29 protein-coding genes and 1 other RNA gene are annotated in these 25568 nt (G+C 55.7%); 18 read left to right on the top strand and 12 right to left on the bottom strand.

The features are described from left to right. Positions 1-43: 43 nt before the first annotated feature. The 3 genes from ACTQ4R_RS03455 to ACTQ4R_RS03465 form a co-directional block, all read right to left on the bottom strand. Positions 44-484 (bottom strand): PIN domain-containing protein, encoded by a 441-nt coding sequence (locus ACTQ4R_RS03455; RefSeq protein ID WP_441625836.1) that lies wholly within the window; start codon positions 482-484, stop codon positions 44-46. Next, the gene (locus ACTQ4R_RS03460; RefSeq protein ID WP_441625838.1) at positions 481-696 is read right to left on the bottom strand and encodes a type II toxin-antitoxin system Phd/YefM family antitoxin; all 216 of its coding nucleotides are present in this window, start codon (positions 694-696) and stop codon (positions 481-483) included. Before ACTQ4R_RS03460 ends, ACTQ4R_RS03455 begins: the two co-directional genes overlap by 4 nt. Before the next feature lie 177 nt (positions 697-873). Next, positions 874-1125: a hypothetical protein gene (locus ACTQ4R_RS03465; protein ID WP_441625840.1), complete on the bottom strand. Its 252-nt coding sequence runs from the start codon at positions 1123-1125 to the stop codon at positions 874-876. Positions 1126-1267: 142 nt separating this feature from the next. Here ACTQ4R_RS03465 and ACTQ4R_RS03470 point away from each other — a divergent pair, with 142 nt between their 5' ends. From ACTQ4R_RS03470 to ACTQ4R_RS03480, 3 genes are all read left to right on the top strand, one after another. Beyond that, positions 1268-1765 (top strand): hypothetical protein, encoded by a 498-nt coding sequence (locus tag ACTQ4R_RS03470; RefSeq protein ID WP_441625842.1) that lies wholly within the window; start codon positions 1268-1270, stop codon positions 1763-1765. Between the two features lie 15 nt (positions 1766-1780). Beyond that, entirely contained in the window at positions 1781-3103 is a 1323-nt protein-coding gene (locus ACTQ4R_RS03475) for an ATP-dependent DNA helicase (protein WP_441625844.1), read from the top strand. 938 nt (positions 3104-4041) lie between these two features. Further along, positions 4042-4245 carry a hypothetical protein gene (locus ACTQ4R_RS03480; protein WP_441625846.1) on the top strand — a complete coding sequence of 68 codons (204 nt, stop codon included), beginning with the start codon at positions 4042-4044 and terminating at the stop codon, positions 4243-4245. A 177-nt stretch (positions 4246-4422) separates the two neighbouring features. Here the strand turns inward: ACTQ4R_RS03480 and ACTQ4R_RS03485 are convergent, their stop codons facing one another. After that, entirely contained in the window at positions 4423-5571 is a 1149-nt protein-coding gene (locus tag ACTQ4R_RS03485; protein WP_441625848.1) for an S-layer homology domain-containing protein, read from the bottom strand. A gap of 156 nt (positions 5572-5727) precedes the next feature. On the opposite strand from ACTQ4R_RS03485, the gene ACTQ4R_RS03490 reads away from it, so the two are divergent. From ACTQ4R_RS03490 to ACTQ4R_RS03520, 7 genes are all read left to right on the top strand, one after another. Next, on the top strand, positions 5728-5913 hold the full coding sequence (locus ACTQ4R_RS03490) for a helix-turn-helix domain-containing protein (protein ID WP_441626016.1): 186 nt from the start codon (positions 5728-5730) through the stop codon (positions 5911-5913). A 182-nt stretch (positions 5914-6095) separates the two neighbouring features. Further along, on the top strand, positions 6096-6338 hold the full coding sequence (locus ACTQ4R_RS03495) for a type II toxin-antitoxin system Phd/YefM family antitoxin (RefSeq protein ID WP_441625850.1): 243 nt from the start codon (positions 6096-6098) through the stop codon (positions 6336-6338). Next, on the top strand, positions 6335-6712 hold the full coding sequence (locus tag ACTQ4R_RS03500; RefSeq protein WP_441625852.1) for a type II toxin-antitoxin system death-on-curing family toxin: 378 nt from the start codon (positions 6335-6337) through the stop codon (positions 6710-6712). Before ACTQ4R_RS03495 ends, ACTQ4R_RS03500 begins: the two co-directional genes overlap by 4 nt. Positions 6713-7287: 575 nt before the next feature. Further along, a complete protein-coding gene (locus ACTQ4R_RS03505; protein ID WP_441625854.1) occupies positions 7288-8205 on the top strand; it encodes a hypothetical protein in 918 nt (305 codons plus the stop codon). A gap of 750 nt (positions 8206-8955) precedes the next feature. Beyond that, positions 8956-10137, top strand: coding sequence for a hypothetical protein (locus ACTQ4R_RS03510; protein ID WP_441625856.1), 1182 nt, complete (start codon positions 8956-8958; stop codon positions 10135-10137). Next, complete coding sequence (locus tag ACTQ4R_RS03515) at positions 10103-10249, top strand: hypothetical protein (RefSeq protein ID WP_441625858.1); 147 nt, start codon at positions 10103-10105, stop codon at positions 10247-10249. The genes ACTQ4R_RS03510 and ACTQ4R_RS03515 overlap by 35 nt, the downstream gene beginning before the upstream one ends. Before the next feature lie 86 nt (positions 10250-10335). Continuing rightward, positions 10336-12030: a recombinase family protein gene (locus ACTQ4R_RS03520; protein WP_441625860.1), complete on the top strand. Its 1695-nt coding sequence runs from the start codon at positions 10336-10338 to the stop codon at positions 12028-12030. Between the two features lie 50 nt (positions 12031-12080). On the opposite strand, the gene ACTQ4R_RS03525 is transcribed toward ACTQ4R_RS03520, so the two are convergent. Further along, a complete protein-coding gene (locus tag ACTQ4R_RS03525) occupies positions 12081-12533 on the bottom strand; it encodes an RrF2 family transcriptional regulator (RefSeq protein ID WP_441625862.1) in 453 nt (150 codons plus the stop codon). 142 nt (positions 12534-12675) lie between these two features. Here ACTQ4R_RS03525 and ACTQ4R_RS03530 point away from each other — a divergent pair, with 142 nt between their 5' ends. Continuing rightward, positions 12676-13491 (top strand): polysaccharide deacetylase family protein, encoded by an 816-nt coding sequence (locus ACTQ4R_RS03530; protein WP_441625864.1) that lies wholly within the window; start codon positions 12676-12678, stop codon positions 13489-13491. Positions 13492-13625: 134 nt separating this feature from the next. On the opposite strand, the gene ACTQ4R_RS03535 is transcribed toward ACTQ4R_RS03530, so the two are convergent. Continuing rightward, the gene (locus ACTQ4R_RS03535; protein WP_441625866.1) at positions 13626-14522 is read right to left on the bottom strand and encodes a TIGR01212 family radical SAM protein; all 897 of its coding nucleotides are present in this window, start codon (positions 14520-14522) and stop codon (positions 13626-13628) included. A gap of 105 nt (positions 14523-14627) precedes the next feature. On the opposite strand from ACTQ4R_RS03535, the gene ACTQ4R_RS03540 reads away from it, so the two are divergent. Beyond that, positions 14628-15470, top strand: a complete 843-nt coding sequence (locus tag ACTQ4R_RS03540) for a hypothetical protein (protein ID WP_441625868.1) — start codon at positions 14628-14630, stop codon at positions 15468-15470. Positions 15471-15542: 72 nt separating this feature from the next. After that, a complete protein-coding gene (locus ACTQ4R_RS03545) occupies positions 15543-16370 on the top strand; it encodes a TrmH family RNA methyltransferase (RefSeq protein ID WP_441625870.1) in 828 nt (275 codons plus the stop codon). Between the two features lie 54 nt (positions 16371-16424). Here ACTQ4R_RS03545 and ACTQ4R_RS03550 read toward each other — a convergent pair whose 3' ends face one another. The 6 genes from ACTQ4R_RS03550 to smpB form a co-directional block, all read right to left on the bottom strand. Further along, complete coding sequence (locus tag ACTQ4R_RS03550; RefSeq protein WP_441625872.1) at positions 16425-16874, bottom strand: superoxide dismutase family protein; 450 nt, start codon at positions 16872-16874, stop codon at positions 16425-16427. A gap of 105 nt (positions 16875-16979) precedes the next feature. Continuing rightward, on the bottom strand, positions 16980-17306 hold the full coding sequence (locus ACTQ4R_RS03555) for an aldehyde dehydrogenase family protein (protein WP_441625874.1): 327 nt from the start codon (positions 17304-17306) through the stop codon (positions 16980-16982). 234 nt (positions 17307-17540) lie between these two features. Further along, positions 17541-17903: a transfer-messenger RNA gene (gene ssrA / locus ACTQ4R_RS03560) on the bottom strand. Positions 17904-18123: 220 nt separating this feature from the next. Beyond that, positions 18124-18882 (bottom strand): SDR family NAD(P)-dependent oxidoreductase, encoded by a 759-nt coding sequence (locus ACTQ4R_RS03565; RefSeq protein WP_441625876.1) that lies wholly within the window; start codon positions 18880-18882, stop codon positions 18124-18126. A 22-nt stretch (positions 18883-18904) separates the two neighbouring features. Beyond that, positions 18905-19432: a peptidylprolyl isomerase gene (locus ACTQ4R_RS03570; protein ID WP_441626018.1), complete on the bottom strand. Its 528-nt coding sequence runs from the start codon at positions 19430-19432 to the stop codon at positions 18905-18907. Further along, entirely contained in the window at positions 19432-19905 is a 474-nt protein-coding gene (smpB, locus tag ACTQ4R_RS03575; protein ID WP_441625878.1) for an SsrA-binding protein SmpB, read from the bottom strand. The genes ACTQ4R_RS03570 and smpB overlap by 1 nt, the downstream gene beginning before the upstream one ends. Positions 19906-20058: 153 nt before the next feature. On the opposite strand from smpB, the gene ACTQ4R_RS03580 reads away from it, so the two are divergent. The 5 genes from ACTQ4R_RS03580 to ACTQ4R_RS03600 all read left to right on the top strand — a co-directional run bounded on the left by ACTQ4R_RS03580 (position 20059) and on the right by ACTQ4R_RS03600 (position 25420). After that, positions 20059-20607, top strand: coding sequence for an NUDIX domain-containing protein (locus tag ACTQ4R_RS03580; protein ID WP_441625880.1), 549 nt, complete (start codon positions 20059-20061; stop codon positions 20605-20607). Between the two features lie 22 nt (positions 20608-20629). Beyond that, the gene (locus ACTQ4R_RS03585) at positions 20630-21334 is read left to right on the top strand and encodes a response regulator (protein WP_441625882.1); all 705 of its coding nucleotides are present in this window, start codon (positions 20630-20632) and stop codon (positions 21332-21334) included. 60 nt (positions 21335-21394) lie between these two features. Beyond that, on the top strand, positions 21395-23170 hold the full coding sequence (locus ACTQ4R_RS03590) for an ATP-binding protein (protein ID WP_441625884.1): 1776 nt from the start codon (positions 21395-21397) through the stop codon (positions 23168-23170). A 122-nt stretch (positions 23171-23292) separates the two neighbouring features. Next, positions 23293-24594: a hypothetical protein gene (locus ACTQ4R_RS03595; RefSeq protein WP_441625886.1), complete on the top strand. Its 1302-nt coding sequence runs from the start codon at positions 23293-23295 to the stop codon at positions 24592-24594. A gap of 25 nt (positions 24595-24619) precedes the next feature. Then, entirely contained in the window at positions 24620-25420 is an 801-nt protein-coding gene (locus ACTQ4R_RS03600; protein ID WP_441625888.1) for a hypothetical protein, read from the top strand. Positions 25421-25568 lie beyond the last annotated feature (148 nt).

Raw genomic sequence — 25568 nt, forward strand, 5'->3', positions numbered from 1 at the left:
TGAAAAAGCAGATGCCGCCCGAAAGGCGGCATCTGCTCAATAATCAATCCTCGCAATCGCTGGTTGTTTCCTCTGTCAGTAATTTTACAAATTCTAACGGTGAGTAAACGGAGAGTGGTGATTTTTTATAATCCTTTGTGTTTCGTGTCACAATACCATCCATATCAGAGCGCATAGCCGTTTCTACCATGACAGCATCTTCAAAATCAGAAATTTCAGAGGAAATTGCCTTGCGAATGTCAAGCTCTGTTGTGTCAAGTAACCCGAACAAAGCGCAAAGTTTAGACAGAACATCTCGCGTATCTTTATCGCTATGTGTCTGCCGATGAGTCAGGTAGTAAATGTCGGTAATTGACTTTGCCGTCAAAAAACCTTCGAATTGCTGGTTTGCACAGAGCAGGAAAATCGACTGCGCATCCTGATAGAACGGTTCACGAGCTTGAAGAGCATCCACAATAATACAGGTGTCAATAACAACTCTCATATCTGGTTTAACCTTTCTGTTTTTGCTTCTTCCAAGGTAATGTCAGCAGGCAGAATTCCAAACAGAGATTTTGCCATGTCTACTCTGTCCTGATGTGGATTAGACAGCTTCGCAACGACCTTGCCATTTTTGGTGATAAAAATATCCTCTGTCGCCGCAAGCATCAGATACTTCCCAAGATTGCTTTTTAATTCAGTTGCAGTGATTGACATGATTTAATTCCTCCTTTCGAATTCTCTATATATAGTATATTTGAATCGAGCGAATTATGCAATACAGTTGGACGAAATTGTGAAAAAATCGTTCGATATCTTCGACGATGGAAAAGCGCTGTACAGTCTGTTCCTTCACTCCTTTTCGTCCCAGCGGAAGTCAGCTCGCAGCCAAGGTCATTCGTCTTCTTGAATGAGCCGATTTTGCGAAGCGTTGCCCTCGCCGCTTTCTTTTTGGAGAAGGAGAAAAATCAAACCCAAAACCACGCCAAATTTGAAATGCCCGTTTCTCACACTAATTTGACAACAAATTTGATAGTGGGTAAAATATAGGCAGAAAATGAAGTTACGCCGAACATAATAATTCATACGACACAGGAAGGACTCAACTCCGCCAATGCGGAAGCTGGGTCCTTTTTCTTTTGTCAATACCTCCTGTCCGGAAAAGGCAGAGGAAAAAGGAGATGAACCTCCACTCAATAAAATCCGAGACAGCTGCGCCCTTTATAGGTGAAAGCCGTCTCTTTAAATATACAACACAAAAAACACTTATTTTAAGGAGGAAACCAATATGGCAGCTATTGTTATGACACTTACAATCAAAATTAATCAGGAATCCACCATTCCGGTTGTCATCCTCAGCGAGTTTGGAAAATACTCGTCGGAAACGCTGGAAACGGCAGAAGCCGCGCTACACTGGGGTTCCAAGAAAAGTCCTGAACTCGACTGGAACCACGGAAAAGTGCTCTACCTGTGGTATGACCAAACTGGGCCTAAGCCCCCCGAGCGGGTAGATTTACCCTGTGGCGGAGAAGCCGTATTTTTCGATATGCGTCTCCCGGACGTACCTGAAACCTTAAAGGACTATGTGCAGTGCATGGATATTGGCCGAGATGCTCTCCTCGCAGGCCATACCCCGGAATATGCGGCGGCAGACGCCTGGGAATACGCAAAGAAGCATCCGACCCTGAATAGATGCACTGCGGGTTCTGGCTCGTTCGCCTCTTGGGTCGACTCCATGAAAAATATTCAGGATGATATGCACCTCAAAAAAACTGATAACTATTAAAGGAGGAAAATTAATGTGAAAACCACAGAAAAAGTATTGGAATCTATTTTCAAATTTGAAAAGAACGGAGACGTCTATCAGCAAGAATGTGATATTGTTGCCCGCTGTCAAGCCGCTTACCCTTATTTGCCTGAAAGCCACATTTTAGGAGCATTAGGAGAGCTTTCTGGCAATGGGAGCCTGCTGCACATCGGGGATGCCTATGCGCTGACCGTAACCGGGAACAATGAGCAATATCTTGCTTGGAAATGTGCAGAATACATTACCAACCATGCCCCCCTGAATCCCTTTGATGTTGTCTCAGCCGTCCGAGATGCTGAGGAGCACTTGGGTATCCAGCTCTCCCCTTCCCAACGGAGTGCCGCCATAGGCGGACTCCAGGCCCGCCTGTGTATTATCACAGGCGGGCCTGGAAGCGGGAAAACCACGATGCTTGATGTGCTGTGTACCGCCGCAGAGCTGGCCTTGGGCAATAGCACCCTTTTGATGGCCCCCACAGGAAAAGCGGCTCACCGCATGAGTGAGCAAACAGGCAGGGAGGCGTCAACAATCCATTCGGTGCTGTACACCGGCTGTGGCTATCGCCGATATGCTGATGGCGAGTTGGCTGCCAAGCTTGTTGTTGTAGATGAAGCATCTATGTTATCGACCAATCTGTTGGCAGACCTGCTTCGTACCGTCTCCACCCAGACTCGCATTGTGCTGGTAGGAGACCCAGACCAGCTTCCCGCCGTGGGACCAGGCCGAATCCTGGCGGATCTGATTGCCAGCGGACTGCCTGTGCATCGGCTGACTGATAATTTCCGTCAAGTAAATGGCGGTTGTCTTGCTCAGGCCATTGGATATATTCGGGATGGGCGGACAGATATTCCTCTGGATGATTCTTTACAGTTATTAGAAACACTTTCATCTCGCGATGCTGAGATGCTTGCGCTTTCAATTTTCGCCAGTAAAACAATGGAGGGGCAAAAAGTACAACTCCTGTCTCCGATAGGCAGTGCTGGCGGAGTGTGCAGCACTGCGGTTATGAATGATTCGGCCCAGGCAATCGTTAACCCAGCTAACCCCGAAAAGTTAGAGGTTCCTATTGGTGGGACTTTGTTCCGCCTTGGAGATAGAGTGATTCAAACCAAAAACAATGAGTATGCTCGTAATGGAGATATAGGCCGCATCACTAACATCAGTAATTGTAATGGTGAAGTTTACATTACAGTCCTGTTTGGCTTTGGGGATGTGGTCACATACAGCCGCTCGGAAATTCAAGAGTCTGCTCTGCTGGATTTGGCGTATGCTCTGACAGTTCACAAGGCTCAAGGCAGTGGTGCGACTCGTTCCTAACTGAAAAGGTTAGGCACTTAGAAGTCGAATCAACGAAAGTTGAGAAGTATCTAAGGAGAACTCTTAATCCGAACAGTCAAATGATAGGGCCGGATAAAACCGGACAACCCCCTTGAAGGACTGTCCCTAATCCTCCGACTGGCTGTATAAGACGAAAGTCTAACGGTCAGAAGCTCGGTGAAGTCGGCAGAAAGAGTACCTAAGTCAATGAAATAGGTAAGTACGGATTGGTTCAAAAGCGGTTAGAGCCCACCTGTCTGGAAAACTTAGAGTAAAAGATATGGGAAATGATATGCCGGGGGTCTATAAATCTCTCATGGTTAGAATGTGTGAAGAACACTGACGAATCTGCGAATGTACGGGTCTAAACTGGCGATACATGGAAACATGGAGTTCCCCCAAAGGGGGCGTCGGTGGGGTAAAGTAAGAATCTGCTACTATGAAATACCCTATGTGCGGCAGGCGTGCATGAATCCGACAGGCTCATAGCAGAGACCTAAAAGAGAATATGCAAAGATAGGAATAAGGGAACGAGGAAAGGTATCAGGTTCCCCTCGTGGGAATAGGCGAACGAAGAATAATAAGTCGCCGAACTGGTGCTGAAAAGTAGTGGTCGAACCAGAGAAGTCCCTGTAACAGGGATGGAGGAATGGCCACAAGTCGTTACACTAATAAACACTACACATCATTTTACATTGGATGTTGAGTAAGCCAAAAAGAGGCACCGACATTGCGAAATGTAGGTGATGAGCCAGTGAAGAAGAGCGAAGAGGTAAGAATCCCGCCAGAAGTGAAATTCAACTCTAATCTATGATGTAAAAGTGTTATTAAGCGAAACGATGGAACGCCGTGTGCGGGAAAACTCGCATGCACGGTGTGGAGCGGGGGAAAACCTGGCGATAATTTCAAATGGTTACCTATCGCTATAATATGATTATGTGATTGTCCCCATTGTCCCCGAACATCTCCATATGTGGTCTCGCAACATGATGTACACAGCTGCATCTCGTGCCAGAAAGTCTCTGATACTGGTTGGTATGCGGACTGTGTTTGAGCAAGCCATCACAACCCCGTTGCCCGCACGAGATACCAGGCTACTGGAGCGCATTGACCAGTTGCGCCAGACACCTCAGCCTGCATAATTTTCAAAAGGATGTCCCCTCAATCCGAGGGGACATCCTTTTCTTTTGAATAATACCCAGTTCTTAAAAATCTGTCAAATATATTGGGGATATACATTTGCAGTTTCTTTTATTTAGATAGTTTAATTCAATAAAAATAAAGCACTCCCCATGCTATGCATGGGGAGTGCTTTTCTGTCACTTATTATACCGAGACCAGATAGTTTCGTTGTCCATGTTTTCCGGGTAATAAGTGTAAGTCCAGCTAATTTTCCCTGTGGGACCACCACTTACCGTTGTCACATACCTTTTCCCACTCGGTTCTACTCCAAATTCATTAACCACAGCCCAGTGAACAGAATTACCATTTTCATCCTTCTGCTCAATAATATCACCAAGTTTAATGGATTCATAATTCTGATGGGAATAAAGTGTTGCTTCTGTACCGAAAATGTCATCGCTTACCATGAATGCAAGTGCTGCACAATCATGTCCATTTGCATTCATAGCTGCGAAATAATAACTTTTAGAAACATCATAGTATCCCTTATGTGGGTATTTATCCTTTAACTCCTCCAGAAGCGCAGCGACATTTTCTTCGGTAACAGCCTTGCCATTGGACAACGTCTGTGTACCAGAGGAAGGCTTGCTGGGCTGCTTAGGCTCTTCCGGCTTTTCCGGCACAGAAGGCTCAATTCCGGTGCTTCCGGTCTCAATCTTCTGAGTCAGTCGATACACGACCACACAACCCTGGCCACGGTTCATCAGGTTGTTACCACCGAAGTTGCCATCACTCTGTCCGTTCAGGACGCCCATAGCGTAGCAGAGGGACACAGCGCCACGGTATTCGGCAGGAACACCGTCCCAGTCGCCGATAGCATTTCTGGCTGCGGCCATTTCAGCATTGGAAGGCATCTTGGCATTCTTATCCTTGAGGATGTGGTACATCATCTGGGCCATATCGTACCGATTGATGGGCTTGTTGATGTTGCTGTTGAAGTCTTTACTCAACGTAGTCTCATCCAGGATACCATGCTCATCCAACACGTCAGTGTAGACTTTGTACCAAGGGCTCTTTGTGCCATCTACGTACTCATCTGCATAGAACGCCCGGGCCAGGAATGCGCAGAAATGGGCGTTGGTGACGCTGTTGCGGGGCTTGAAGGTGCCGTCGGCATAACCGTTGGTAATGCCTTTGTTGACTGCCTCGGTAATCTCCGTGTATGCCCAGAAGGTACTGGGAACATCGGTGAAATCACCCGATGCAACAGCCGGAATTTGACAGATGGACAAAATCATCATAAAAGCTAAAATGAGCGAAAATTTGTTTGATATCTTCTTGAGCATGATAACTCCCCCTTTTTTACCCTCCAAATTATACTCGGATATTCATACATATTCAAGACAAAAAACGACAAATATACTTATTATCAAATAATACTCTTGAGAATCATTATGCGCAAGAGGTCTGAGATGATAAGTTACAAACCGCTGTTTGAAACAATGAAACGTAAGGGTGTCACCTCATATGGACTTGAAAAAGCCGGGTTTTCCCGAGCAACATATTATAGCATCAAGCAGGGGAACAGTATTTCTACTAATACGATAAATCAGCTCTGCCGGATACTGCAATGCCCGGTTTGCGATATCATAGAATATATTGATGAGGAAAATACAAGTCTAAACTGAGCCTGGAGTGGTTTTAGGGGTTATTATTTCAACCCTTCAAAGAGGAAAAAGTGTGGTTGCTGTAGTGGCCGCCACACTTTTTTTGCTATTAAAAAGGTGAAAAGTACAGCTTCTGCAAGAGCTAAAAATAGGTTGTATTTATCCTATTTATGGCGTATAATAAAGCAGAAGGAGTGAGCTATATGATGGTAAATACCGACAACTTAATATCCATCACAGAAGCGAATCAAAATTTTTCAAAGGTCGCCAGAATGGTGGATAAGAACGGCTCTGTAGTCATTCTCAAAAACAACGTCCCGAAGTACCTGATTGTAGAATTCAATCAGGCAGAGGCGGTGCAGTCAGCCCCGGACGAAGATGTTTTGAAAATATCCGAGAGGCTCATCGCAAAGAACAGAGAAGCCTATGAGGAACTGGCAAAATGAAGATTCTAACCACTCAACAAATTCTTCTTTTGCATAAGCAGTTATGTGAGGAGACGGGAGGGTCTCAAGGCTTACGGGATGAAGGAATGCTTCAATCCGCATTATCTGCACCATTTCAGAGTTTTGGTGGAACAGATGCATACCCATCTCTCCAACAAAAAGCTGCTCGACTGGCTTTTGGGCTGGTAAAAAACCACCCATTCATCGACGGAAACAAGCGTATCGGTGCCCACACTATGCTGGTATTCCTTGCCTTGAACGGTGTGGAGCTGAACTATGAACAGAAGGAACTATCTGACCTGATTCTTTCTGTTGCCGCTGATGAATGCGGTTATGCAGAAATCCTCCAGTGGTTAATTGACCATGAAATATGAATCAAAGGGACTCCCATGGACATTTCGTCTGTGGAAGTCCCTTTGTCATCCAATTCAAATTTGACAATAAATCTGTTCGAGTGTATACTTCAGGCAGATAAAGAAGTTATATCGAAAACGTAATTATGCCGTGTTGTCGTATTCACCATAGCTCCAAAGGAGCAAGGAGCATACGCACCCGGCCCCATGACAGAGACTGCCGACGAGAACGCATAGCGTATCGCCGACAGTCTCTGCCTGTTCACGGACTGACAGCCTCACCCCTTCAGTGAGGCTGTCAGTCCGGTTCGTTGTGGGTTATTTTCCGGCCAAAGGTTGGAAAATAACCCGGCAACTCGATTTTAGGAAAGGAGGAAAACAGCAAAAAAGCACTTACCCCAGCGTCAAGGCCGGATGACAACGGCATCGGGAAACCGAGAAATTGTTACTTATACTGAACAGGACTTTCTAGTCCGGGGACGGCACATCAGCGTCTGATCTGATGTTGTTGATATAAAAAGGAGGTCTGGAAGATGGCAAATCTACAAAATAGGATGCAGTCCACGCTGCATGAAATGTACCGAAAAGGCAGGGGAATGAAACGTCGGGAGGACCCCGATAACCTCTACATCCACAGTTCCAGCACGCTGACCGTTTATCTCAGAGAAACGAAGAAATTTGCTGTCTGGCTGAAGGAACAGGGTGTCAAGAGCCGCTGCTCTGACGAGGAGGCCGCCCGGCATATCCAGGCTTATCTCGACGCCCTAGCGGAGAGCGGCAAGAGCGAGAATACCATACATACCGCTGCTGCCGCTATCTGCAAGGCTCTCATGGAAACTGGAGTACGGATGGCCGACTTTGACAAGCCCCGGCGGACCAGCGCTCCTCAGAAGGGCCGTAGCATCCCTTCCTCCCTGGCTGGGCGGGCCGATGCAGACGCCACTGGTAAGGAGCATCGGCGGCTGGTGGAGTTCGCCAAGCGGGTCGGCATCCGCCGTGCGGAATACGCCGCCCTTCTGGGGCGGGACCTCATCACCGTGGACGGGGATACTTACGTCGTGGTGGAAAAGGGCAAGGGCGGCAAGCGTCAGCTTCAGCGCATTGCGCCGGAGGACGTTGAATTTGTCAAAGGTTATTTTGATGGACTCCGTGAAAACGACAAGGTCTTTTCCGGCAGCGAACTGCGGAACAAGCTCAACCTGCACGCCCTCCGGCGGCAACACATCCAGGAGATGTACAGTCTTTACATCTCCCGGATGGCAGCGGACCCTACCTATCGCGCACAGCTGCTCGCTGAGGTCCAGGCGGCCTTTGAGCGGGCTGGCGAGGACTGGCGCCGGAATCCAGATATGCGCCGCATTAACTCCCCGTACATCTGCCGGGGCAGCATCCGGCGGAACATGATGCAAAATGGTCGCCCCATCCGCTACGACCGCCTGGCGCTGATGGCGGTCAGCGTGTTTCATCTGGCACACTGGAGAGCCGACGTGACTGTGGCACATTATTTTAGATAAAGATTATAAAGTAAGGAGTATGATACCGAGGTCGCTAAGCTGCTGCTCTGTCTCAGAGCGACGGAATACCCGCAGATAAAGGTCATCCTCGTTTACCCCTTCTAGGGCTATACAAGTCGCTGGAGCGACAAGTAGCAGGCGGAGCATGCCGCTAGGACTCCCATTGTACGACAAGGCCGTCTGCGTGACTCAGAGAGCCAGCAGAGAGGCATATCTTACAAGGGGCGGCATCTCGTAGACGGGTCTGCCTACTGCATCGCCTACTGTACCCGAGACAGCGGAGGAACAGCCTATACGCTGCGGTATGCCCAGCAAGAGGGGCTGAAAATCTTTAATACAGCAAGCACTGACCATGAATAATTCTGCGTTTTACACATTGGAATAAATTTGACAAAAATTCTGTTTGCTGGTAAGCTTTTGATATACAATGAAGTTTATACCAAAACACGAACTCAGACCGATGACTTGAGCCTATTAATCCCTTGTAACAGCTACTTGGGGTTGATAGGTTTTTTTGTCTCTTGCGACGGAGAGCAAGTAGCGGGAGTGCTAACATCGCAGGACATGGCATGCATGCCGATATATTGATTCATCGCTGGAAGTTCCCGGCACATACGGAGACCGTTTACGCTCTTTACTAATTCCCAGCCGCGTATGAGGAGGATACGCGAGGCAGAGTAGAGAGCACGAATAAGGCAGCCCGCGCGTACACGGGCAACTCTCTCCCAATCAGATAAAGGATTGAGAGTTATGATTCAAAACAATAGTTCCCCCAAGAGTAACTTTACAAAAATTCCCAATGAGCTCATCAAGGACACCACCCTGTCTTGGTTGGCCCGGGCGCTCTTCTGCCTCCTGGCCAGTCTGCTCAACATCCCCGGCTTTATCATCACCAGTCTCGTGCTCCAGCGTTGCTGTGGTCTCGGCCACGATCGCGTTGCTAAGGCTCTTAGGGAGCTCCGTGAGCATGGGTATTTATCGCAGTACCGTGTCCCCGGGCGCAATTCCTGGCGATGGTTCTATGTTCTTCACAGTTCTCCGCTATCCTCAATTTTGAGGTCAGCGAAAATAATAACAGCGAGCAAAAACGAAAACTTAAAGAACATGTATGAAGCGCCCACCTCAAACTATACAGCCATTTCCAACAGTATCATACAATCCGGAGCACTTTCCGCTGCTGCCAAAATCATATATTGCTACTTAGCATCCCTTACCACCATCCCCAACTTTGACATTCATACATGGGCCGTTGCTAAAGTACTCAAGTGTAATATCCAGACCATCCAGCGCTATATCCGCGTGTTGGGAAGCCTGAATCTCGTAGAGGTATCGATGACTCACGATGACGCTGGGCGCTTTAAACAGTGCTATATCATCCATCCCACCTCAGAGAGCGTTCGCAGCAGTCTCTGCCGTCGGGATGCACAGGCCGGAGACGAAAAAGCCAGAAATGAAAATTCCGGAGATGTAGAAGCCGGAGACGACATTACCCCAGAATTTAATGAGATCAACTTGACGGAGACTATCTTCAATAGGACAAAATCAAATCAAGAGCCGGTTCCTTCTTTAGAAGAAGTAATCCTCAAGCAGTGTGAATGGCTGCCTAACCGCTATGACGAACCACTGGAACAGTCTGTATACAACGAGGTCATCCAGTGTATTTTCCATCTATATAAAGGGAACAATGAGGTACAGGCGATCATCGCGGAACATCTGACCGATGGCGATAGCACTTTGTGCATTGTCGTGGAAGAGATTTCCGCAGAGTGTTACGACCGCATTTACCATCCTGCGAATAGACCTGTTGTTAAAAAGCCGGTCAGCTATATTGCCAGAGTCGTCGAGCAGAAGTTCCTCGAGCTGGCCGAAGGAGACTGGGATGAAGGGGGGCTGCATCATGGTCAAGCAGGACAGGAAGACCAGGGCTGCTGAGGAAATCTGGCTGCTGTATTACAACCAGTATCTGTATGAGCGGGGCATCATCTCCGAGCCTGTATACTTGCAGATGCAGTCCCGCATCCGGGCCGCCAAGGCCCAGCTGTAGGCCCTTTTAAGACGGCGATGGCAGATTGCCATCGCCGTCTTGCTTTTTCTTTCAAAGTTCTATATAATAGTTTCTGCAATCAGAACATGATTTTACGAACTTTGGAGGGCACCATGGACATCCACAACATACGCCAGCAGCTGAAAACACGGTCTATCTACGACATTCCGCTGCGGGTGACCTTCTACGCCCGCGTGTCCAGTGAGTCGGACGAGCAGCTCAACTCCCTGGGCAACCAGATCGCCTACTACGAAGAACTGATCAGCAAAAACGCCAACTGGACCTATGTGGAGGGCTATGTTGACGAGGGGCTGTCTGCCGCCACCACCAAGAAACGGGAGAACTTCCACCGCATGGTGGAGGCTGGACGGGCCGGGCTGTTTGATCTCATCATCACCAAGGAGATCACCCGTTTCGCCCGTAACACCCTGGATTCCATCCAGTACACCCGGGAGCTGCTGAACGCCGGGGTGGGTGTATTCTTCCAGAACGACAACATCAACACCCTGGACGAGGACTCGGAACTGCGCCTGACCATCATGTCCGGCATCGCCCAGGATGAGTTGCGAAAGCTCAGCAGCCGCGTGAAGTTCGGACACCAGCAGGCCATCAAAAACAGTGTGGTCCTGGGAAACAGCCGCATCTTCGGCTACCGGAAAGACGGCGGCCGGCTGGTGATTGACGAGGACGAGGCCCCCATGGTGCGGGAACTCTTTGAACTTTATGCCACGGGCCAGTACAGCATGAAGCAGATTGAGGGCCTGTTCTGGGAGAAGGGCTACCGCAACCACAACGGCAAGAAAATTGCTCACACCACCATGTCCGGTATGATTTCCAACCCCAAGTACAAAGGCTACTATGTGGGAAATAAAGTCAAGGTCATCGACTTGTTTACCAAGAAGCAGAAGTTCCTCCCACCGGAGGAATGGGTCATGTTCAAGGACGAAACGGGCGAAATCGTTCCCGCCATTGTAGACGAGGAGCTGTGGGAACAGGCCAACAAGGTGCTGAAGCGCCGCAGCGAGGATGTGAAGAGCCGCCAGGGGATCTGCAACCATGCCAACCTGCTCACCGGAAAGCTGTACTGCACTCACTGCGGCACGGCTTACTACCGCCGGGATTCCGTGGATAAGGCCGGAAACAAAAACAGCAAGTGGGTCTGCTCCGGAAAAATCAAAAACGGCGCGGACTCCTGTCCTTCCTTTCCGATCTACGAGGCCGAATTAAAGCCTCTGCTGTTCGAAGTATTCAGTGAAACGGAAGCCGACGCCGAGGCGCTGATTGAGGAGTATGTGGAAATGTACAAGTCTCTGGACCAGAGCGGCGACCTGGCAAAACGCATTGCAGCTTTGGAGCAGACGATTGAAACGGCGGAGAAGAAAAAGCAGAAGCTGCTAACATTCAACGCTCTGGGCGAACTGTCCGACCGGGACTTTCTCTCCATGAACAGGCAATGCGCACAAGAGATTGACGCGGCGCAGAAGGAGCTGATGGAGCTGACTCAGCAGCGGGACTCCGCCGACGACTTCAAAAGGCACATTGATACCATCCGCCGGGTGCTGCATGATGCTAAGCGGGACGCCGCCCAGGGCATCATTAACAAGGAGTTCGTGGATAAATATATCGACAGAATTTTTGTTACCCTGGAGGAAAATGGCACTATGCGGCTTCAAATCAAGATTTTTACAGGTGAAACCGTTGATAAGTATCTTTCCAATCTCAGGAGTCGTACGGGACACACGTTCAAGAAAATGATCGAGTCCTACGAGAAGAACCTGTAACGTATCCCCGGTGCAAAGGAGAGGCGGCATAAGCCGCCTCTCCTTTTATATTATTTTTCACCGCCGGTGCCGGATGCCGGGCCGTACCGCTTGCGCTGCTGCTCCGCCAGCAGGTCCGCCAAGGTGAAACGGTCGATATAGTCGTTCACCACCGCGTACAGACCGGACCAAAAATCCAGGGTGGGGCACTCATCGCACCGTTCACAGTGGTTTTCCGGCCCTTCCAGGCAGGCCACCGGCGCAAGGTCTCCCTCCGTCAGCCGCAGGATCTCCCCCAGGGAATACGCCTCCGGCGGCCGGGTCAGCTGGTATCCGCCCTGGGAGCCCCGGCTGCTGCGGAGCATACCGGCCTTGCTGAGGCTGCCGGCGATCTGCTCCAGATATTTCACGGAGATCTCCTGCCGGGCCGCCACATCCTTCAGCGACACATATCCCGTCCCGCCGCTGGCGGCCACATCCAGCATCAGCCGCAGGGCATAGCGCCCCTTCGTGGAAATCCTCATACACCGCACCCCCTTTTTATTTCCTATTTTGCCATAGGAAAAGCAGGATTGCAAGCGTCCCCCTTTGAAAAAAATGCCGCGCCGCATATTTTCTTCAGATGCCGCCAACCTATCCACAAGGATTTTCAAAGGAGGTCTGTCCATGCTTCGCTTATCCCGCGCGCTGGGCGCGGCAGCGCTTGCGCTGGTCTGCGCCCTGCTGGTCTGGAAGGTATCCGGCCAGGAGGATTCTCTCTCCGCCTCGGCCCCCGCGGCCGTCCCCGCCTCCACCGACAACTGGGGGCTGTCCTTTCCCGTGGAAGGGCAGTCGCCGGTGGGCAACGCCACCGTGGAGGAGCTGGCCCAGTACGATACCTGGTATCTGGGCGACACCAGCCAAAAGGTCATTTACCTGACCTTTGACTGCGGCTACGAAAACGGCTATACGGCATCCATTCTGGACACGCTGAAAAAGCACAACGCCCCCGCCGCCTTCTTTGTGGTGGGCAACATGATTGAAACGGCACCGGACATCATTCGCCGCATGGCGGAGGAGGGCCATATCGTAGGCAACCACACCTACCACCACCCGGATATGTCCAGCATCGCCGACCAGGCGTCCTTCCAGAAGGAGCTGGACTCCTTGGCGGCGCTGTACCGGGAGACCACCGGGGAGGAACTGCCCCGGTACTACCGCCCGCCCCAGGGAAAATACAACACCGAAAACCTGCGTCAAGCCAAGGCCCTGGGCTACCGGACTGTTTTGTGGAGCCTTGCGTATGTGGACTGGTATGTGGATAACCAGCCCACGGCGGAGCAGGCCTATGCCAAGCTGCTGCCCCGCATCCACAGCGGCGCCATCGTGCTGCTGCATTCCACCTCCCGTACCAACGCCGAGATCCTGGATGACCTGCTGACCAAATGGGAGGACATGGGCTATACCTTTGCCTCTCTGGACCAACTGCCCGCCGCCCAATAACCGAAAAGAGGGCCGCCTTCCCAAAGAAGGCGGCCCCAACGGACCTGTCACCGAAGCAAGGAGAACAGAAAATACACCAGCATACAGAGGATGTCCAGCAGGCGAAGCGTCATGGCATCCATGCCGTCGAACGGTTACCAAAAAGCACTGCCCTGCTCCACATCATTCCGCAGAAAAGCGGCATGGATGGCATTCAGCACCCGCTTTTTGTCTCCGCTCCACAGCGGCGCCAGCAAGTCCCGCTTGGCGCCGTCCCCGGTGAGGCGGTGAATGACCATTTCCCGTGGAATGCTGCGGACGCAGTCCTCCAGAAGGCTGATATACTCCTCCAGGTCCGGCAGCACCACCCGGCCCGACTGCCAATCCGCGGCCAGGTCCGTGCCCCGCAGCACGTGGAGCAGATGGAACTTGATGCCCTCCGCGCCGGAATGCCCAATGTACCGGGCAGTCTCCATCATCATCTCCCGGTCCTCCCCCGGAAGGCCCAGGATCTGGTGGACCACCACCGTCACGCCGATGGCGCGCAGGTCCGCCACCGCCCGGTCAAACACAGGAAGCCCATAGCCCCGGCGGATATAGGCGGCGCTGGCCGGGTGGATGGTCTGAAGCCCCAACTCCACCCACACGGGCTTTTTCTCCCGCAGCTCCGCCAACAGCGCCAGCACCTCCGGCCCCAGGCAATCCGGCCGGGTGGCAATGGACAGCGCCGCGACCTCCTCCGGTTCCAGAGCCGCCGCATACAGCTGCCGCAGCTGGTCCACCGGGCCGTAGGTATTGGTGAAGGACTGGAAATAGGCGATGTAGCGGGCATCCGGCCCCGCCTTGGCCGCTACCCGGGCCTTAGCCGCCGTCAGCTGCCGGCGGATATCCCCCGCTGCCGCAAAAGTCCCGGAGCCATCACAGAAAACGCAGCCCCGGCTGCCCAGTGTTCCGTCCCGGTTGGGGCAGGTGCAGCCGGAGGACAGGGAGAGCTTATACACTTTTGTGCCGTAAGCCGCCTTTAAATGGCTGCTGAGATCGTTCCAGTACATAGGCCGCTCCTTCTTTTTTTAATCAGTATACTTGACTTTCGTCCGGCTGCCAAGCCCTTGCGGGAACGGCTGGGGCGCTTTATTTTCCGCCGCGGGAGGTTTTCCATGAACGATCATTTTTGCGGCTGGTACTATAAGTGCCAGTCTGAAAAAGAAACCCTGGCCGTTATCCCCGCCGTTCACAGGGCCAACGGCAAAACCACCTGCTCCATCCAGCTCATCACGGAAGCCGCCTCCTGGAGCGTTCCTTTCCCCGGCTCCGCCTTCCACGGGGACGGCATGCAGGTATCCATCGGCGAAAACCGCTTTGGCCCCCAGGGACTTCACCTGCATCTTCGCGCGCCCTGCCTCCGCGCATCGGGCACGCTCCGGTTCGGCCCTTTCACGCCCCTTCGTTACGATATCATGGGCCCCCTCCGCTATGCGCCCTTTCTGGAGTGCCGCCACAGCGTATTCAGTATGCGCCACACGGTGACAGGCACGCTGCAGGTCAACGGTGTTCCCTGCGTGTTTCAAAACGGAACCGGATACGCGGAGGGCGACCGGGGCCGCTCCTTTCCGAAGGGATACGTCTGGACCCAATGCGCCCTTCCGGCGGGGGCGCTGATGCTGGCCGCGGCGGATATTCCCTGGGGCGGCTTCCATGTTACAGGGGTCACCGCCGCCGTCCTCTGGCAGGGCAGGCAGTACCGCCTTGCCACCTATTTGGGGGCGAAAGCCACGGATATCCGGGACGGTGCGGTTACCATCCGGCAAGGCCGTGCCCGTCTGACAGCCAGGCTGCTGGAGCCGGCGGCCCAGCCTCTCCGGGCCCCTTCCGGCGGCGCCATGGTGCGGACCATCCATGAGCACGCCGCCTGCCGGGCCTTTTACCGCTTTCAAATCGGTGAAAACACCCTCTTTGCGCTGGAGGTCCCCAACACCTCCTTCGAATATGAATTTCCGTAAGAACCGCCTGTTTGACACGCTTCGGCCAGACGGCTATAATGGCTTCAAAAGATCATTTGCAAGGAGACGCCTATGCCGAACATCATTGAGATCTCCGACCTTTCCTCCCCCGCCCTGGACGCCTTTGCCCGCTTGACGGAGGGACAGCTTCGCCGCCGGCTGGAGCCGGAAAAGGGACTTTTCATCGCGGAGAGCCCCAAGGTGATCCAACGGGCCCTGGACGCCGGGTACGAGCCTGTCTCCCTTTTGATGGAACGCAGGCAGATCGACGGTCCGGCCCGGGAGATTATTGCCCGCTGCGGAGACATCCCCATCTACACCGCCAGCCGGGATTTGCTGGCATCTCTGACCGGCTACTCTCTGACCCGGGGTGTGCTGTGCGCCATGCGGCGCCCGCCGCTGCCCGGTGTGGAGGCTCTTTGTACCGGGAAGCGGCGCGTCGCGGTGCTGGAGGGCATTGTGGACCCCACCAACGTGGGCGCCATTTTCCGCTCCGCCGCCGCATTGAACATGGATGCCGTGCTGGTGACGCCCACCTGCTGCGACCCTCTGTACCGGCGGTCAGTGCGGGTCAGCATGGGCACCGTGTTTCAAGTGCCCTGGACCTACATTGGAAGCACTCCCGACGACTGGCCCGGTCCGGGCATGAAGCGGCTGCAAGACCTTGGCTTCCGCACCGCCGCCATGGCCCTGTGCGACACCTCCGTCAGCATCGAGGACCCCCGCCTTGCGGCGGAGGAACGGCTGGCCATCGTGCTGGGCACGGAGGGAGACGGCCTCTCGTCCCACACCATCGCCGCCTGCGACTATACTGTGCGCATCCCCATGGCCCACCAGGTAGACTCTTTAAATGTGGCGGCGGCCAGCGCCGTGGCCTTCTGGCAGCTGCGCGCCCGGTGAGGCGGTCCGCCACGGGAAAAGCAGAGGTTTTCCGCGGAAAACCTCTGCTTGTTTCTATGCCCGCTGGATCACTCCGCAAGCGATTTTTGTGCCCGCGTTGCCTGCGGGCTGTGTGTGAAAGTCATCCGCTCCACTGTGGATGACCACAGTACGCCCGAGGACATCCGCCACGGAAAAACGGTCGGTCAGCACCGCCAGGTACGCCCCTCCGCCGCAAAGCAGCAGCGGAGGCAGGTCTCCCGCGTGCTGGGGGTGCGCTTCGTTGCGCGGGTCGTAATGTCCCCCTGTTTCTGAAAAATCCTCTCCGGAGCAGCTTCCTCCCCCATGAATATGGAGGGCGAAAAAACCCGTTTCGCTCTCCCGCGGCAGCCCGGACACATGGACGGCCACCAGGACGGCGCCACGCTTTTGATAAAACCGGACCGTTCCGGACAGGCGCGGCGCCTCAGGGCCGCCCCGAATACACGCCACGGCATCCGGGCAGGCTGGACAAATGTACATCATACCACCTCGCCGCCAGTGTATGCGGCAGTGAGCCGGTTCGTGAAAAAGGCCACACGCTTACGGCGCACCGAGGTGAAACGCACAGTCCCCCAGCTGCTTGCGCCCTTACCACAGGAACAGCCGCAGCAACTTTCCGTAAAGGCCGCGCCGGTAGGGCTGGTAGCGCATGGGAAGGTCCATCCAGGTCTTTTTATCCACGATGCTCTTGGTGTGGGAAAAGGCGTCAAAGCCCGCTTTCCCGTGATAGGCGCCCATGCCGCTTTCTCCGACACCGCCGAAGCCCATTTCACTGGTGGCAAGGTGGATGATGGTATCATTGACGCAGCCGCCGCCGTAGGAGCACCGCTCGGTGACCTCCCGGACCCGGCGCCGGTCCTCGGAAAACAGGTACAGGGCCAGGGGCTTGGGCCTTTCCGCCAGAAGAGCATACACTCGCTTAGCGAGTGGTTTTCTTTATACAAAAAAAGTTGACAGATTTCCTGTCGAAATCTGTCAACTTATCTTGTAAGGCATGGACAATTTGGATATTTTCGCCTCTTATCCGAACCGGAATCCAGCGGAGCGAATCCGGTTCGGGAGCGAGGAGCAGCAGAATGAGCGCGGGATGAGATTTTGATGCGGAGCATAAAAAATCTCGTCGCAAGCGATATGACGCTTGCGACGAGCTGGTGGAGGTGGGGGGAGTTGAACCCCCGTCCGAAAGCACTTTAACGGGACTTTCTCCGGGCGCAGACGATCATTGCGGGAGTCTTCCTCCCTGTTCCCCTTCCAGACGGCAGACCGTCACGCCGTCAGGTCAAGTAAGAGTCATGATGCGTGGGCGGGTCAACTCTTTCCCGCCTCACGGACGCCACATCAACGACGCCTTCCCCGGCCTGTGGCCTCTCCGGTTCAGACGGCCGCCTTAATTAGGCAGCAACAGCAACAGTGTTGTTGTTATTTAATTTATAAATTGCCCGTTTTATGGCGGTCAGGCGCCGCCGCCCGCTTGTCCCGCCTCCATACCCCCGTCGAAACCGGTACACCCCCGCATCGTCGGGGCAAACTGCGCTCACTCCGCTTTCGCGAAGCAGCCTTCGGCTGTCCGCGGAAGCTCCGTATCGCTTCGCTGCCCCTCCTCTTCCTCGCGAATCCGCTTCGCTGGGTTTCGCTCGGATGATAAGAGTGCGTTTGGAGTTGGGATCGCTGTCACGTATCGTAACACATTTCGCCGTCGAAATGTGTTACGATTTCGTGACATTTTGCTTTTTCAAGTTTTTGCCAGCTTGACCATCAGCTTCACAGGCGTCACCTTGGCCAGGCAGCGGTAAAATTTATAAAACAGGCGCGGCGTATAGATGGTCCGGCCGGCCTTGGCTGCCCGCAGAGTGCCTCCCACCACCCGGACCTGGTCGCAGTAGGGCAGCGTGGAAAACGTCTTGGAATTGCCGGTGATGCCGCCCACATCCAAAAACTCCGTCTTCATGGGGCCGGGGCACACAGCGGTGACCGCGATGCCCTTATCCCGCAGTTCCTCAGAGAGGCCCACCGTGAAGGAGGACACATACGCCTTGGTGGAGGAATACACCGTCATGCGGGGGTTGGGGCAGAAGGAGGCAATGGAGGAAACGTTGATGATGTGGCTCCCCGCCGGCATGAAGGGGATGACCATATTGGTGACGGCCGTCAGCGCCCGCAGGTTCAAGTCGATCATCCGGGTCTGGGTGGAGGTCTCCACCTCGCCCAGGTTGCCCAGGTAACCGCAGCCGGCGTTGTTGATGAGCATAGCCACCTCCGGCTGCTCCGCCGTCAGCTTCTCCTGCAGCGCCACGAAGCTCATGGTGTCGCACAGGTCCAGGCCCAGGCACTCCACCGTCTTGTCCGGCAGACCCTCGGCCATCTCCTCCAGCCGGTCCTTCCGGCGGGCGATGAGCCAGTAGCAGTCGATATCCGGGAACACATCCGCCAGTTGGCGGACAAACTCGCGTCCCAATCCGGAGGACGCGCCGGTGATGATGGCGGTCTTCATGGAAACGCCTCCTCTTTCAGCTTCAGTGGGTCTCGGGAGCGGGATAGTCCACGCCCTGGGTGTCCACCCGGACGGACTGCATGACCACGGGCTTTTTGGGCTTGTCGTTCATCATATTCCGCTGGACACGGGAGATGTCCACCGCCACATCCGTTCCCTCGGTGATCTGGCCGAAGGCGGCGTACTGGCCGTCCAGATGGGGAGCGGGAGCCACCATGATGAAGAACTGGCTGCCGGCGGAGTTGGGAGCCATGGTGCGGGCCATGGACAGCACGCCCAGGGTGTGCTTCAAATCGTTCTGGCGGAAGCCGTTGGCGGAAAATTCGCCGTTGATCTCATAGCCGGGGCCGCCCATGCCGGTGCCCTCGGGGCAGCCGCCCTGGATCATGAAGCCGGGGATGACCCGGTGGAAGGTCAGACCGTCGTAAAAGCCCTTGTTGGCCAGGGAGATGAAGTTATTGACAGTGTTGGGTGCCTTGTCGGGGTACAGCTCGCCCTTCATGACGCGGCCGTCCTCCATGGTGATGGTGACGATGGGACTGGACATAATCATCTGTTCCTTTCTTTCATAGTGCGGTCGATCTCCCGCTTGGCGTCCCGCTTGGCGGAGGCCTCCCGCTTGTCGTAGTTCTTCTTGCCTTTGCAAAGGCCCACCTCCAGCTTTACCCGGGCATCTTTAAAATAGACGCTCAGAGGCACCAGGGTGTAGCCGTCCTGCTTGATCAGGGCGTGGAGCTTGCGGATCTCCCGCCTGTGCATCAAGAGCCGCCGGGTGCGGACAGGGTCTTTGTTGAAGATGTTCCCCTTCTCATAGGGGGAGATGTGCATACCGTGGACAAACAGCTCGCCGTCCTTGACGGTGCAGTAGGCGTCCTTCAAGTTCAGCGTCCCGGCCCGGATGGACTTGACTTCCGTGCCGAAAAGCTCAATGCCCGCTTCATACCTATCCTCCACGAAGTAGTCGTGGAAGGCCTTGCGGTTCTGCGCCGCGATCTTGATCCCCTTCTTCTCCGTGTGGATCACCTCCTCCTTGGATGTATCAGTATAGCATGATTTTACCTGTTCTTCAAGAGAAAGTCGCGGTTGGCATTTCACAGTGCCCGTGGTATAATATTACGGTATATAATAATGCCTGCTGACGGCAAAAGATAAACCATAAACACGAGGTGCAGCGATATGAGTGCATTTACCGATCTGACCGAAACGACCATCAGCCGAAAGGAGCAGTACAGCGGGCCGCTGTTCACCGTCCACTCCGACGAGGTGCGGCTGCCCAACGGCAACACCTCCGTCCGGGAGGTCATTGAACATGTGGACGGCGTGGCCGTTCTGCCTTTGGACGAGCACAACAATGTGCTGACGGTGACCCAGTACCGCTATGTGTTCGGCAAGACGCTTTTAGAGATCCCCGCCGGCAAGCTGGACCCGGGTGAGGCCCCCGCCGCCGGCGCCTTGCGGGAGCTGAAGGAGGAGACCGGCGCCGTACCGGACATCTTTTTGCCCCTGGGCGATATTCTGCCCGCCCCCGGCTGCTACTCCGAGGTGCTGCACCTGTTTTTGGCCCGGGGCCTGCACATGGAGAACCAGCAGCTGGACCCGGACGAATTTTTGAATGTGGAGCGTATTCCCTTTGACGAGATGGTCCACCGCTGCATGAACGGCGAGATTCAGGACGCCAAGACCGTGGCCGCCGTGCTGAAGGCCAAGCTCCTTCTGAACCTTTAAAAAACAGAAACGGAGGGTTCCCATGAACACCCAAAAGACGGTTTTGATCGTCGAGGACGAGAAAAACATCGTGGACATTCTGCGCTTCAACCTCCAGCGGGAGGGCTACCGGACCCTGGAGGCCTACGACGGCGAGGACGGCCTTGCCCAGGCCGTGTCCGCCTCCCCGGACCTCATTTTGCTGGATGTGATGCTGCCCAAAATGAACGGCTTTGACGTTTGCAAATCCCTGCGGAGCCAGGGCAGCAATGTGCCGGTCATCATCCTCACCGCCCGGGAGGAGGAGTCCGACAAGGTGCTGGGGCTGGAGATCGGCGCCGACGACTACATCACCAAGCCCTTCTCCATGCGGGAGCTCATCGCCCGGGTGGGCGCCAACATCCGCCGCACCGCCATGGCAGCGCCCGCCACCGCCGCCGCGTCCGCCATGCCGGTGGCCGGCGACCTCTCCATCAACACCGACAGCCACCAGGTGTTCCGGGACGGGAAGGCCATTGACCTCACCCAGCGGGAATATGAGCTGCTCACCTTCCTGGCCAGCCACCCCAACAAGGTCTACTCCCGCATCGCCCTCATGGAGCAGGTGTGGAACTACGGCTATGTGGGCGACGACGTGCGCACCGTGGACGTGACGGTGCGGCGGCTGCGGGAGAAGATAGAGGCTGACCCCGCCAACCCTGTGTACATCCTGACCCGCCGGGGCGCCGGATATTATTTCTCCGTGTGACTGTCCCACTGCGGCACTTATCACAAAAAGAGGTGATCGTTCTTGTTCCGCAGCCTGCATATGAAGCTGATGCTGATCCTGCTGCTGCTCATCACTTCTCTGATGGCGGTGGTGGGCGCGTTTTTGACCACCAGCGTTTCCAGCTTCTATATCAACACGTTTTACCAGCAGATGGCTGACGTTTTCGGTGAGGAGCACCGGGACTTTGTATCCGATCTGCGGGCTGAGGCTGCCCAAGAGGACGGCGCGGAGCAGCTGCAGGAACTGATGAAGGCCTACGCCGGTGAACTGGGCATTGATTATCGCAGCCGCAACTACTTCATTCTGGACGGCCACACCGGGGAATTTCTCAGCGGCTCCGCCGGAGCGGAGAGCCTGCCCCGGGAGCAGACCGCCAATCTTCTGACCGCCCGGAACGCCGTGGCCCAGAACGACCCCGCCCTGGTGGGCGACGACAGCGACATCACCGCCGACTACATGGACGTGGCCATCCCCATCCTGGGGGGCGAAAACGCCTTTATCATCTATATTCTGGACACGAAGGAATCCGTGTCCGAGCTGAACAGCCAGCTGTTCACCATTATCATGCAGGCCATGGTCATCGGCCTGCTCATCTCCGTACTGCTGAGCTTCCTGCTGTCCAAAACCATGGTAGGCCCCATTGAAAAGCTCACCGCCGGCGCGGAGAAGGTCGCCGCCGGCAACTTTGACAGCGCCCTGCCGGTGGAATCCACCGACGAGATCGGCATCCTCACCGGCACCTTCAACGAGATGGCCGGCATTTTGCAGGAGACCCTGGCCGCCGTGGAAAACGAACGGGACAAGCTGGATACCCTCTTCCTCCACATGACCGACGGCGTGGTGGCCTTCAACCACGAGGGCCAGCTCATCCACTGCAACCCCGCCGCCAACACCATGCTCCACCGGAACGTGGATAGCCGCTGCACCTACGAGGAGCTGTTCGGCGCCGTCTATCCCTTCCGGGAGATGCTGGCCCTGCAGCGGCCCAACTACGCCGAGGGCGAGATGGTGGTGGAGGACCGGACCCTGGAGCTGTACCTGGCGCCCTTCTCCGACCAGACCCGGGGCGGCGTGCTCATCGTGCTCCACGACGTGACGGAGCAGCACCGCAACGAGGAACGGCGGAAGGAGTTCGTGGCCAACGTGTCCCACGAGCTGCGCACGCCCCTCACCAATGTCCGCAGCTACGCGGAGACCTTGCGGGACGCCAACGGCGACATTCCCACGGAGACCGCCAACAGCTTTCTGGACATCATTATCACGGAAACGGACCGAATGACCCACATCGTTCAAGACCTTCTGACCCTGTCCCGGCTGGATTCCGGCCACACGGAGCTGGCCCTCACCCGCTTTTCCTTCGCCGAGGCCATCGCCAGCGTCTGCCGGGCCAATGCCCTGGCCGCTCAAAACCACGGCCACCAGCTGACCTGCGGCTCCCTGGACGGCCTGCCCCGCATCGTGGGTGACCGCCGCCGCCTGGAGCAGGTCATGATGAACATCATCGGAAACGCTATCAAATACACGCCCGACGGCGGCCACATCCGCATCACCGCCGGCTCCACGGAGACCGACGTGTGGATGGAGGTCTGCGACGACGGCATCGGCATCCCCGAAAAGGACCGGGACCGCATCTTTGACCGCTTTTACCGGGTGGACAAGGCCCGCTCCCGGGAGTCCGGCGGCACGGGCCTGGGACTTTCCATCGCCCGGGAGCTGGTGCTGCGGCACAACGGCTCCCTGGCCCTGGCGCCTCATGAGGGTCCGGGCACCACGGTGCGGCTGGTGCTGCCCATCGCGGGTCCCCCAGCGTCATAAGGCCCGTTTTCTTACTCGGGCTCTCCCTACCGCGCCCTTTCAAAAGGGATGGTTCCCGCCTTTCTGGGACAATCACGCTTTTCTTTTCCATCTTGCTCTGACTGCAAAGGGGGTGCTGCCGGATGGATGCTCACCGCAAAAAACGCGGACGCCTGGACTTGATCCAAAATCTCGCGATCACGCTGCTGACCGTCTCGGCCGTGGTCCTCTTCGCGGCAACGCAGCTGCCCACCCTTCAGGAAAGCGGCGGACTGCACCAGTGGCTCTCCGCCTCTCCCGCCGCCGGCGACTCCGCTCCCACACAGGAGGCCGCCGCCCTGTCCGCGCCGGTTCGGATCGCAGTTTCCGGCACCTACGGCCGGTACGGCAGTCTGACCCTCACCACCGCCGACAGCGACGAATTTGTGCTCCTGGCCACCCGTTTGGGCGAGGCGCTGGGCTCCGCCCGGAGCTTTTCTCCCTGCGACGGCGAGGCCTTCAACGACGCGCTTTCCCGGCTGTCCATTTACTATGATTTTCTGGAGCCTCTTCCCCTGTCTGTTTTGGCGGAGTTGATGGCGCTGCCGGATATGACCGCGGCCACCGCTTCCACCTGCGCCCGGCAGCTGGTGATCTCCGCCGCCGGGGACGGCTCGGTGCAGCTTCTGCTGTGGGACGGCGGCAGCACCTATCTTTGCTGCGGTACCGCCATCACCTACGGCGACCTGGAGGATACCGTCAGCCGGTACGAGGTGGGCAACGCCTACTTCGCCTTTGACTACGCAGAGTCCAGCGAAGCGTTCCTGCAGGTTTTCTCCCGTTCCCTGTTCCTCACCCCTCTGCCCCAGCTGCCGGTGCTGACGGCCGCCAACTCCCTGGCGGACACTGACAGTCTGCTGACAAAGCTGGGCTTCAACCCCTACACCAACTCCCGCTATATGGAATCCAGCGGCACGGAGGTCATCACGGAAGGAGACCAGACCGTCCGCCTCCTGCCGGAGGGCATCCTCCGCTACCAAGGCAGCAGCAAGTCCGTGCTCAGCATCGATGCCGCGGATGAGGTCCCCACTCTGGAAGAGGCCGTCCGCGGTGCCGGCCAGCTGCTGAACCAGCTTTTGGCCGGCCGCTCCGGAGATGCCGCGCTGTACCTGCAGCGCGTCCAACAGGCCGGAAACACCACCGTCCTGCGATTTGGCTACCAGGCGGGCGGCGTGCCTATTCAGTTTGCGGACGGAACCTGCGCCGCCGAGGTGGTGCTCAGCGGCACCTGCGTTTCCGCCTTGACCCTGTGCTTCCGGCAATATACCGCCGAAGGTGAAAGCTCCCTGCTGCTGCCGCTGAAGCAGGCCATCGCCATCGCCGCCCAACAGCCCGGGAAGGAGCTGTTCCTGGCTTACACCGACAGCGGCGGCGACACCGTCTCCGCCGCATGGCTGCTGGAGTGACCGCCGCCGCAGAAAGGACCCGCCCATGCAGAGCTCCCGATTGAAAAATATCATTATTTTGATCCTGGCGCTGGTGAATGTGTTTTTACTGGCCTCCCTGCTCAGCCGCTTCAACGCCCGCCTGGCATCCAGGGAACAGAGCGCCAGCCAGCTGGCGGAGCTGTTCTCCGCCAACGGCATCACCCTGCCTCCGGACGCGGTATCCTTCCAGGCGCCGCCTACCGGCGGCATCATCGCCAGAGATACGGAGCAAGACCGGCAGATGGCCGCCCTTTTGCTGGGGGACGGACTGACCTACTCCGACCAGGGCGGCGGCATCTGGTCCTACGACAGCACCGCCGGCGCCGCCGTGTTTCGCTCCGGCGGAAGCTTCGATGCCGCCGTCCATTTGGATTCCGGCGCGGATGCCGAAGCCCTCTGCCGGAAGGTCTGCCGCCAATTTCATTATGAGGACCTGTCCCTTCAATGGGAGGACGACCGCTTTACCGCCGGTGCCGTCCGCTCTTTCAGTGGCTTTTCCGTGTACAACTGCGCCGTCACCTTCTCCTGGGACGGCGGCACGTTGTCGGTCAGCGGCATGTTCCTGCCGGACACCCTAACGCCCGCCGCCGGCGAGGACAGCCTCTCCGCCGTGTCAGCGCTGACCGCCTTTCTGGGCGCGCACCGGGAGCTGGGTGCCGTGGTCTCCTCCATCACGGGCATGTATCCCTGCTACGAGGCCCAAAGCTCCGCCGCCGCTGTGACCCTGGTGCCGGCCTGGTGTGTTCAGACGGATACCGGCTTATATTATGTAAACTGTTCTTCGGGAGCCGTCACCCACGGCTGAGGGCTTTGTCCTTTTCCGTCCCCAATCCACGATTTATGGAAACAACGCAGGAATGATTTGCATTTCCACGGCGGATATGATATAGTGATAATGTGTGAGTTTCTCCGGGAGCACTTACCCCCGGCCCGCAGCCTTTCTGCGGGTATGA

It is taken from the genome of Dysosmobacter sp. Sow4_B12, from assembly GCF_052116665.1.
Lineage (GTDB): Bacteria > Bacillota > Clostridia > Oscillospirales > Oscillospiraceae > Oscillibacter.

Coding starts and splice junctions, on each gene's coding strand:
- ACTQ4R_RS03535 (WP_441625866.1), bottom strand. CDS start 14,522: ATGTACTGGAACGATCTCAGCAGCCATTTAAAGGCGGCTTACGGCACA.
- ACTQ4R_RS03495 (WP_441625850.1), top strand. CDS start 6,096: ATGATGGTAAATACCGACAACTTAATATCCATCACAGAAGCGAATCAA.
- ACTQ4R_RS03455 (WP_441625836.1), bottom strand. CDS start 484: ATGAGAGTTGTTATTGACACCTGTATTATTGTGGATGCTCTTCAAGCT.
- ACTQ4R_RS03595 (WP_441625886.1), top strand. CDS start 23,293: ATGGATGCTCACCGCAAAAAACGCGGACGCCTGGACTTGATCCAAAAT.
- ACTQ4R_RS03585 (WP_441625882.1), top strand. CDS start 20,630: ATGAACACCCAAAAGACGGTTTTGATCGTCGAGGACGAGAAAAACATC.
- ACTQ4R_RS03500 (WP_441625852.1), top strand. CDS start 6,335: ATGAAGATTCTAACCACTCAACAAATTCTTCTTTTGCATAAGCAGTTA.
- ACTQ4R_RS03600 (WP_441625888.1), top strand. CDS start 24,620: ATGCAGAGCTCCCGATTGAAAAATATCATTATTTTGATCCTGGCGCTG.
- ACTQ4R_RS03550 (WP_441625872.1), bottom strand. CDS start 16,874: ATGATGTACATTTGTCCAGCCTGCCCGGATGCCGTGGCGTGTATTCGG.
- ACTQ4R_RS03490 (WP_441626016.1), top strand. CDS start 5,728: ATGAAACGTAAGGGTGTCACCTCATATGGACTTGAAAAAGCCGGGTTT.
- ACTQ4R_RS03590 (WP_441625884.1), top strand. CDS start 21,395: ATGAAGCTGATGCTGATCCTGCTGCTGCTCATCACTTCTCTGATGGCG.
- ACTQ4R_RS03510 (WP_441625856.1), top strand. CDS start 8,956: ATGATTCAAAACAATAGTTCCCCCAAGAGTAACTTTACAAAAATTCCC.
- ACTQ4R_RS03545 (WP_441625870.1), top strand. CDS start 15,543: ATGCCGAACATCATTGAGATCTCCGACCTTTCCTCCCCCGCCCTGGAC.
- ACTQ4R_RS03540 (WP_441625868.1), top strand. CDS start 14,628: ATGAACGATCATTTTTGCGGCTGGTACTATAAGTGCCAGTCTGAAAAA.
- ACTQ4R_RS03565 (WP_441625876.1), bottom strand. CDS start 18,882: ATGAAGACCGCCATCATCACCGGCGCGTCCTCCGGATTGGGACGCGAG.
- ACTQ4R_RS03470 (WP_441625842.1), top strand. CDS start 1,268: ATGGCAGCTATTGTTATGACACTTACAATCAAAATTAATCAGGAATCC.
- ACTQ4R_RS03515 (WP_441625858.1), top strand. CDS start 10,103: ATGGTCAAGCAGGACAGGAAGACCAGGGCTGCTGAGGAAATCTGGCTG.
- ACTQ4R_RS03530 (WP_441625864.1), top strand. CDS start 12,676: ATGCTTCGCTTATCCCGCGCGCTGGGCGCGGCAGCGCTTGCGCTGGTC.
- ACTQ4R_RS03520 (WP_441625860.1), top strand. CDS start 10,336: ATGATTTTACGAACTTTGGAGGGCACCATGGACATCCACAACATACGC.
- ACTQ4R_RS03525 (WP_441625862.1), bottom strand. CDS start 12,533: ATGAGGATTTCCACGAAGGGGCGCTATGCCCTGCGGCTGATGCTGGAT.
- ACTQ4R_RS03580 (WP_441625880.1), top strand. CDS start 20,059: ATGAGTGCATTTACCGATCTGACCGAAACGACCATCAGCCGAAAGGAG.
- ACTQ4R_RS03460 (WP_441625838.1), bottom strand. CDS start 696: ATGTCAATCACTGCAACTGAATTAAAAAGCAATCTTGGGAAGTATCTG.
- ACTQ4R_RS03485 (WP_441625848.1), bottom strand. CDS start 5,571: ATGCTCAAGAAGATATCAAACAAATTTTCGCTCATTTTAGCTTTTATG.
- ACTQ4R_RS03505 (WP_441625854.1), top strand. CDS start 7,288: ATGAAACGTCGGGAGGACCCCGATAACCTCTACATCCACAGTTCCAGC.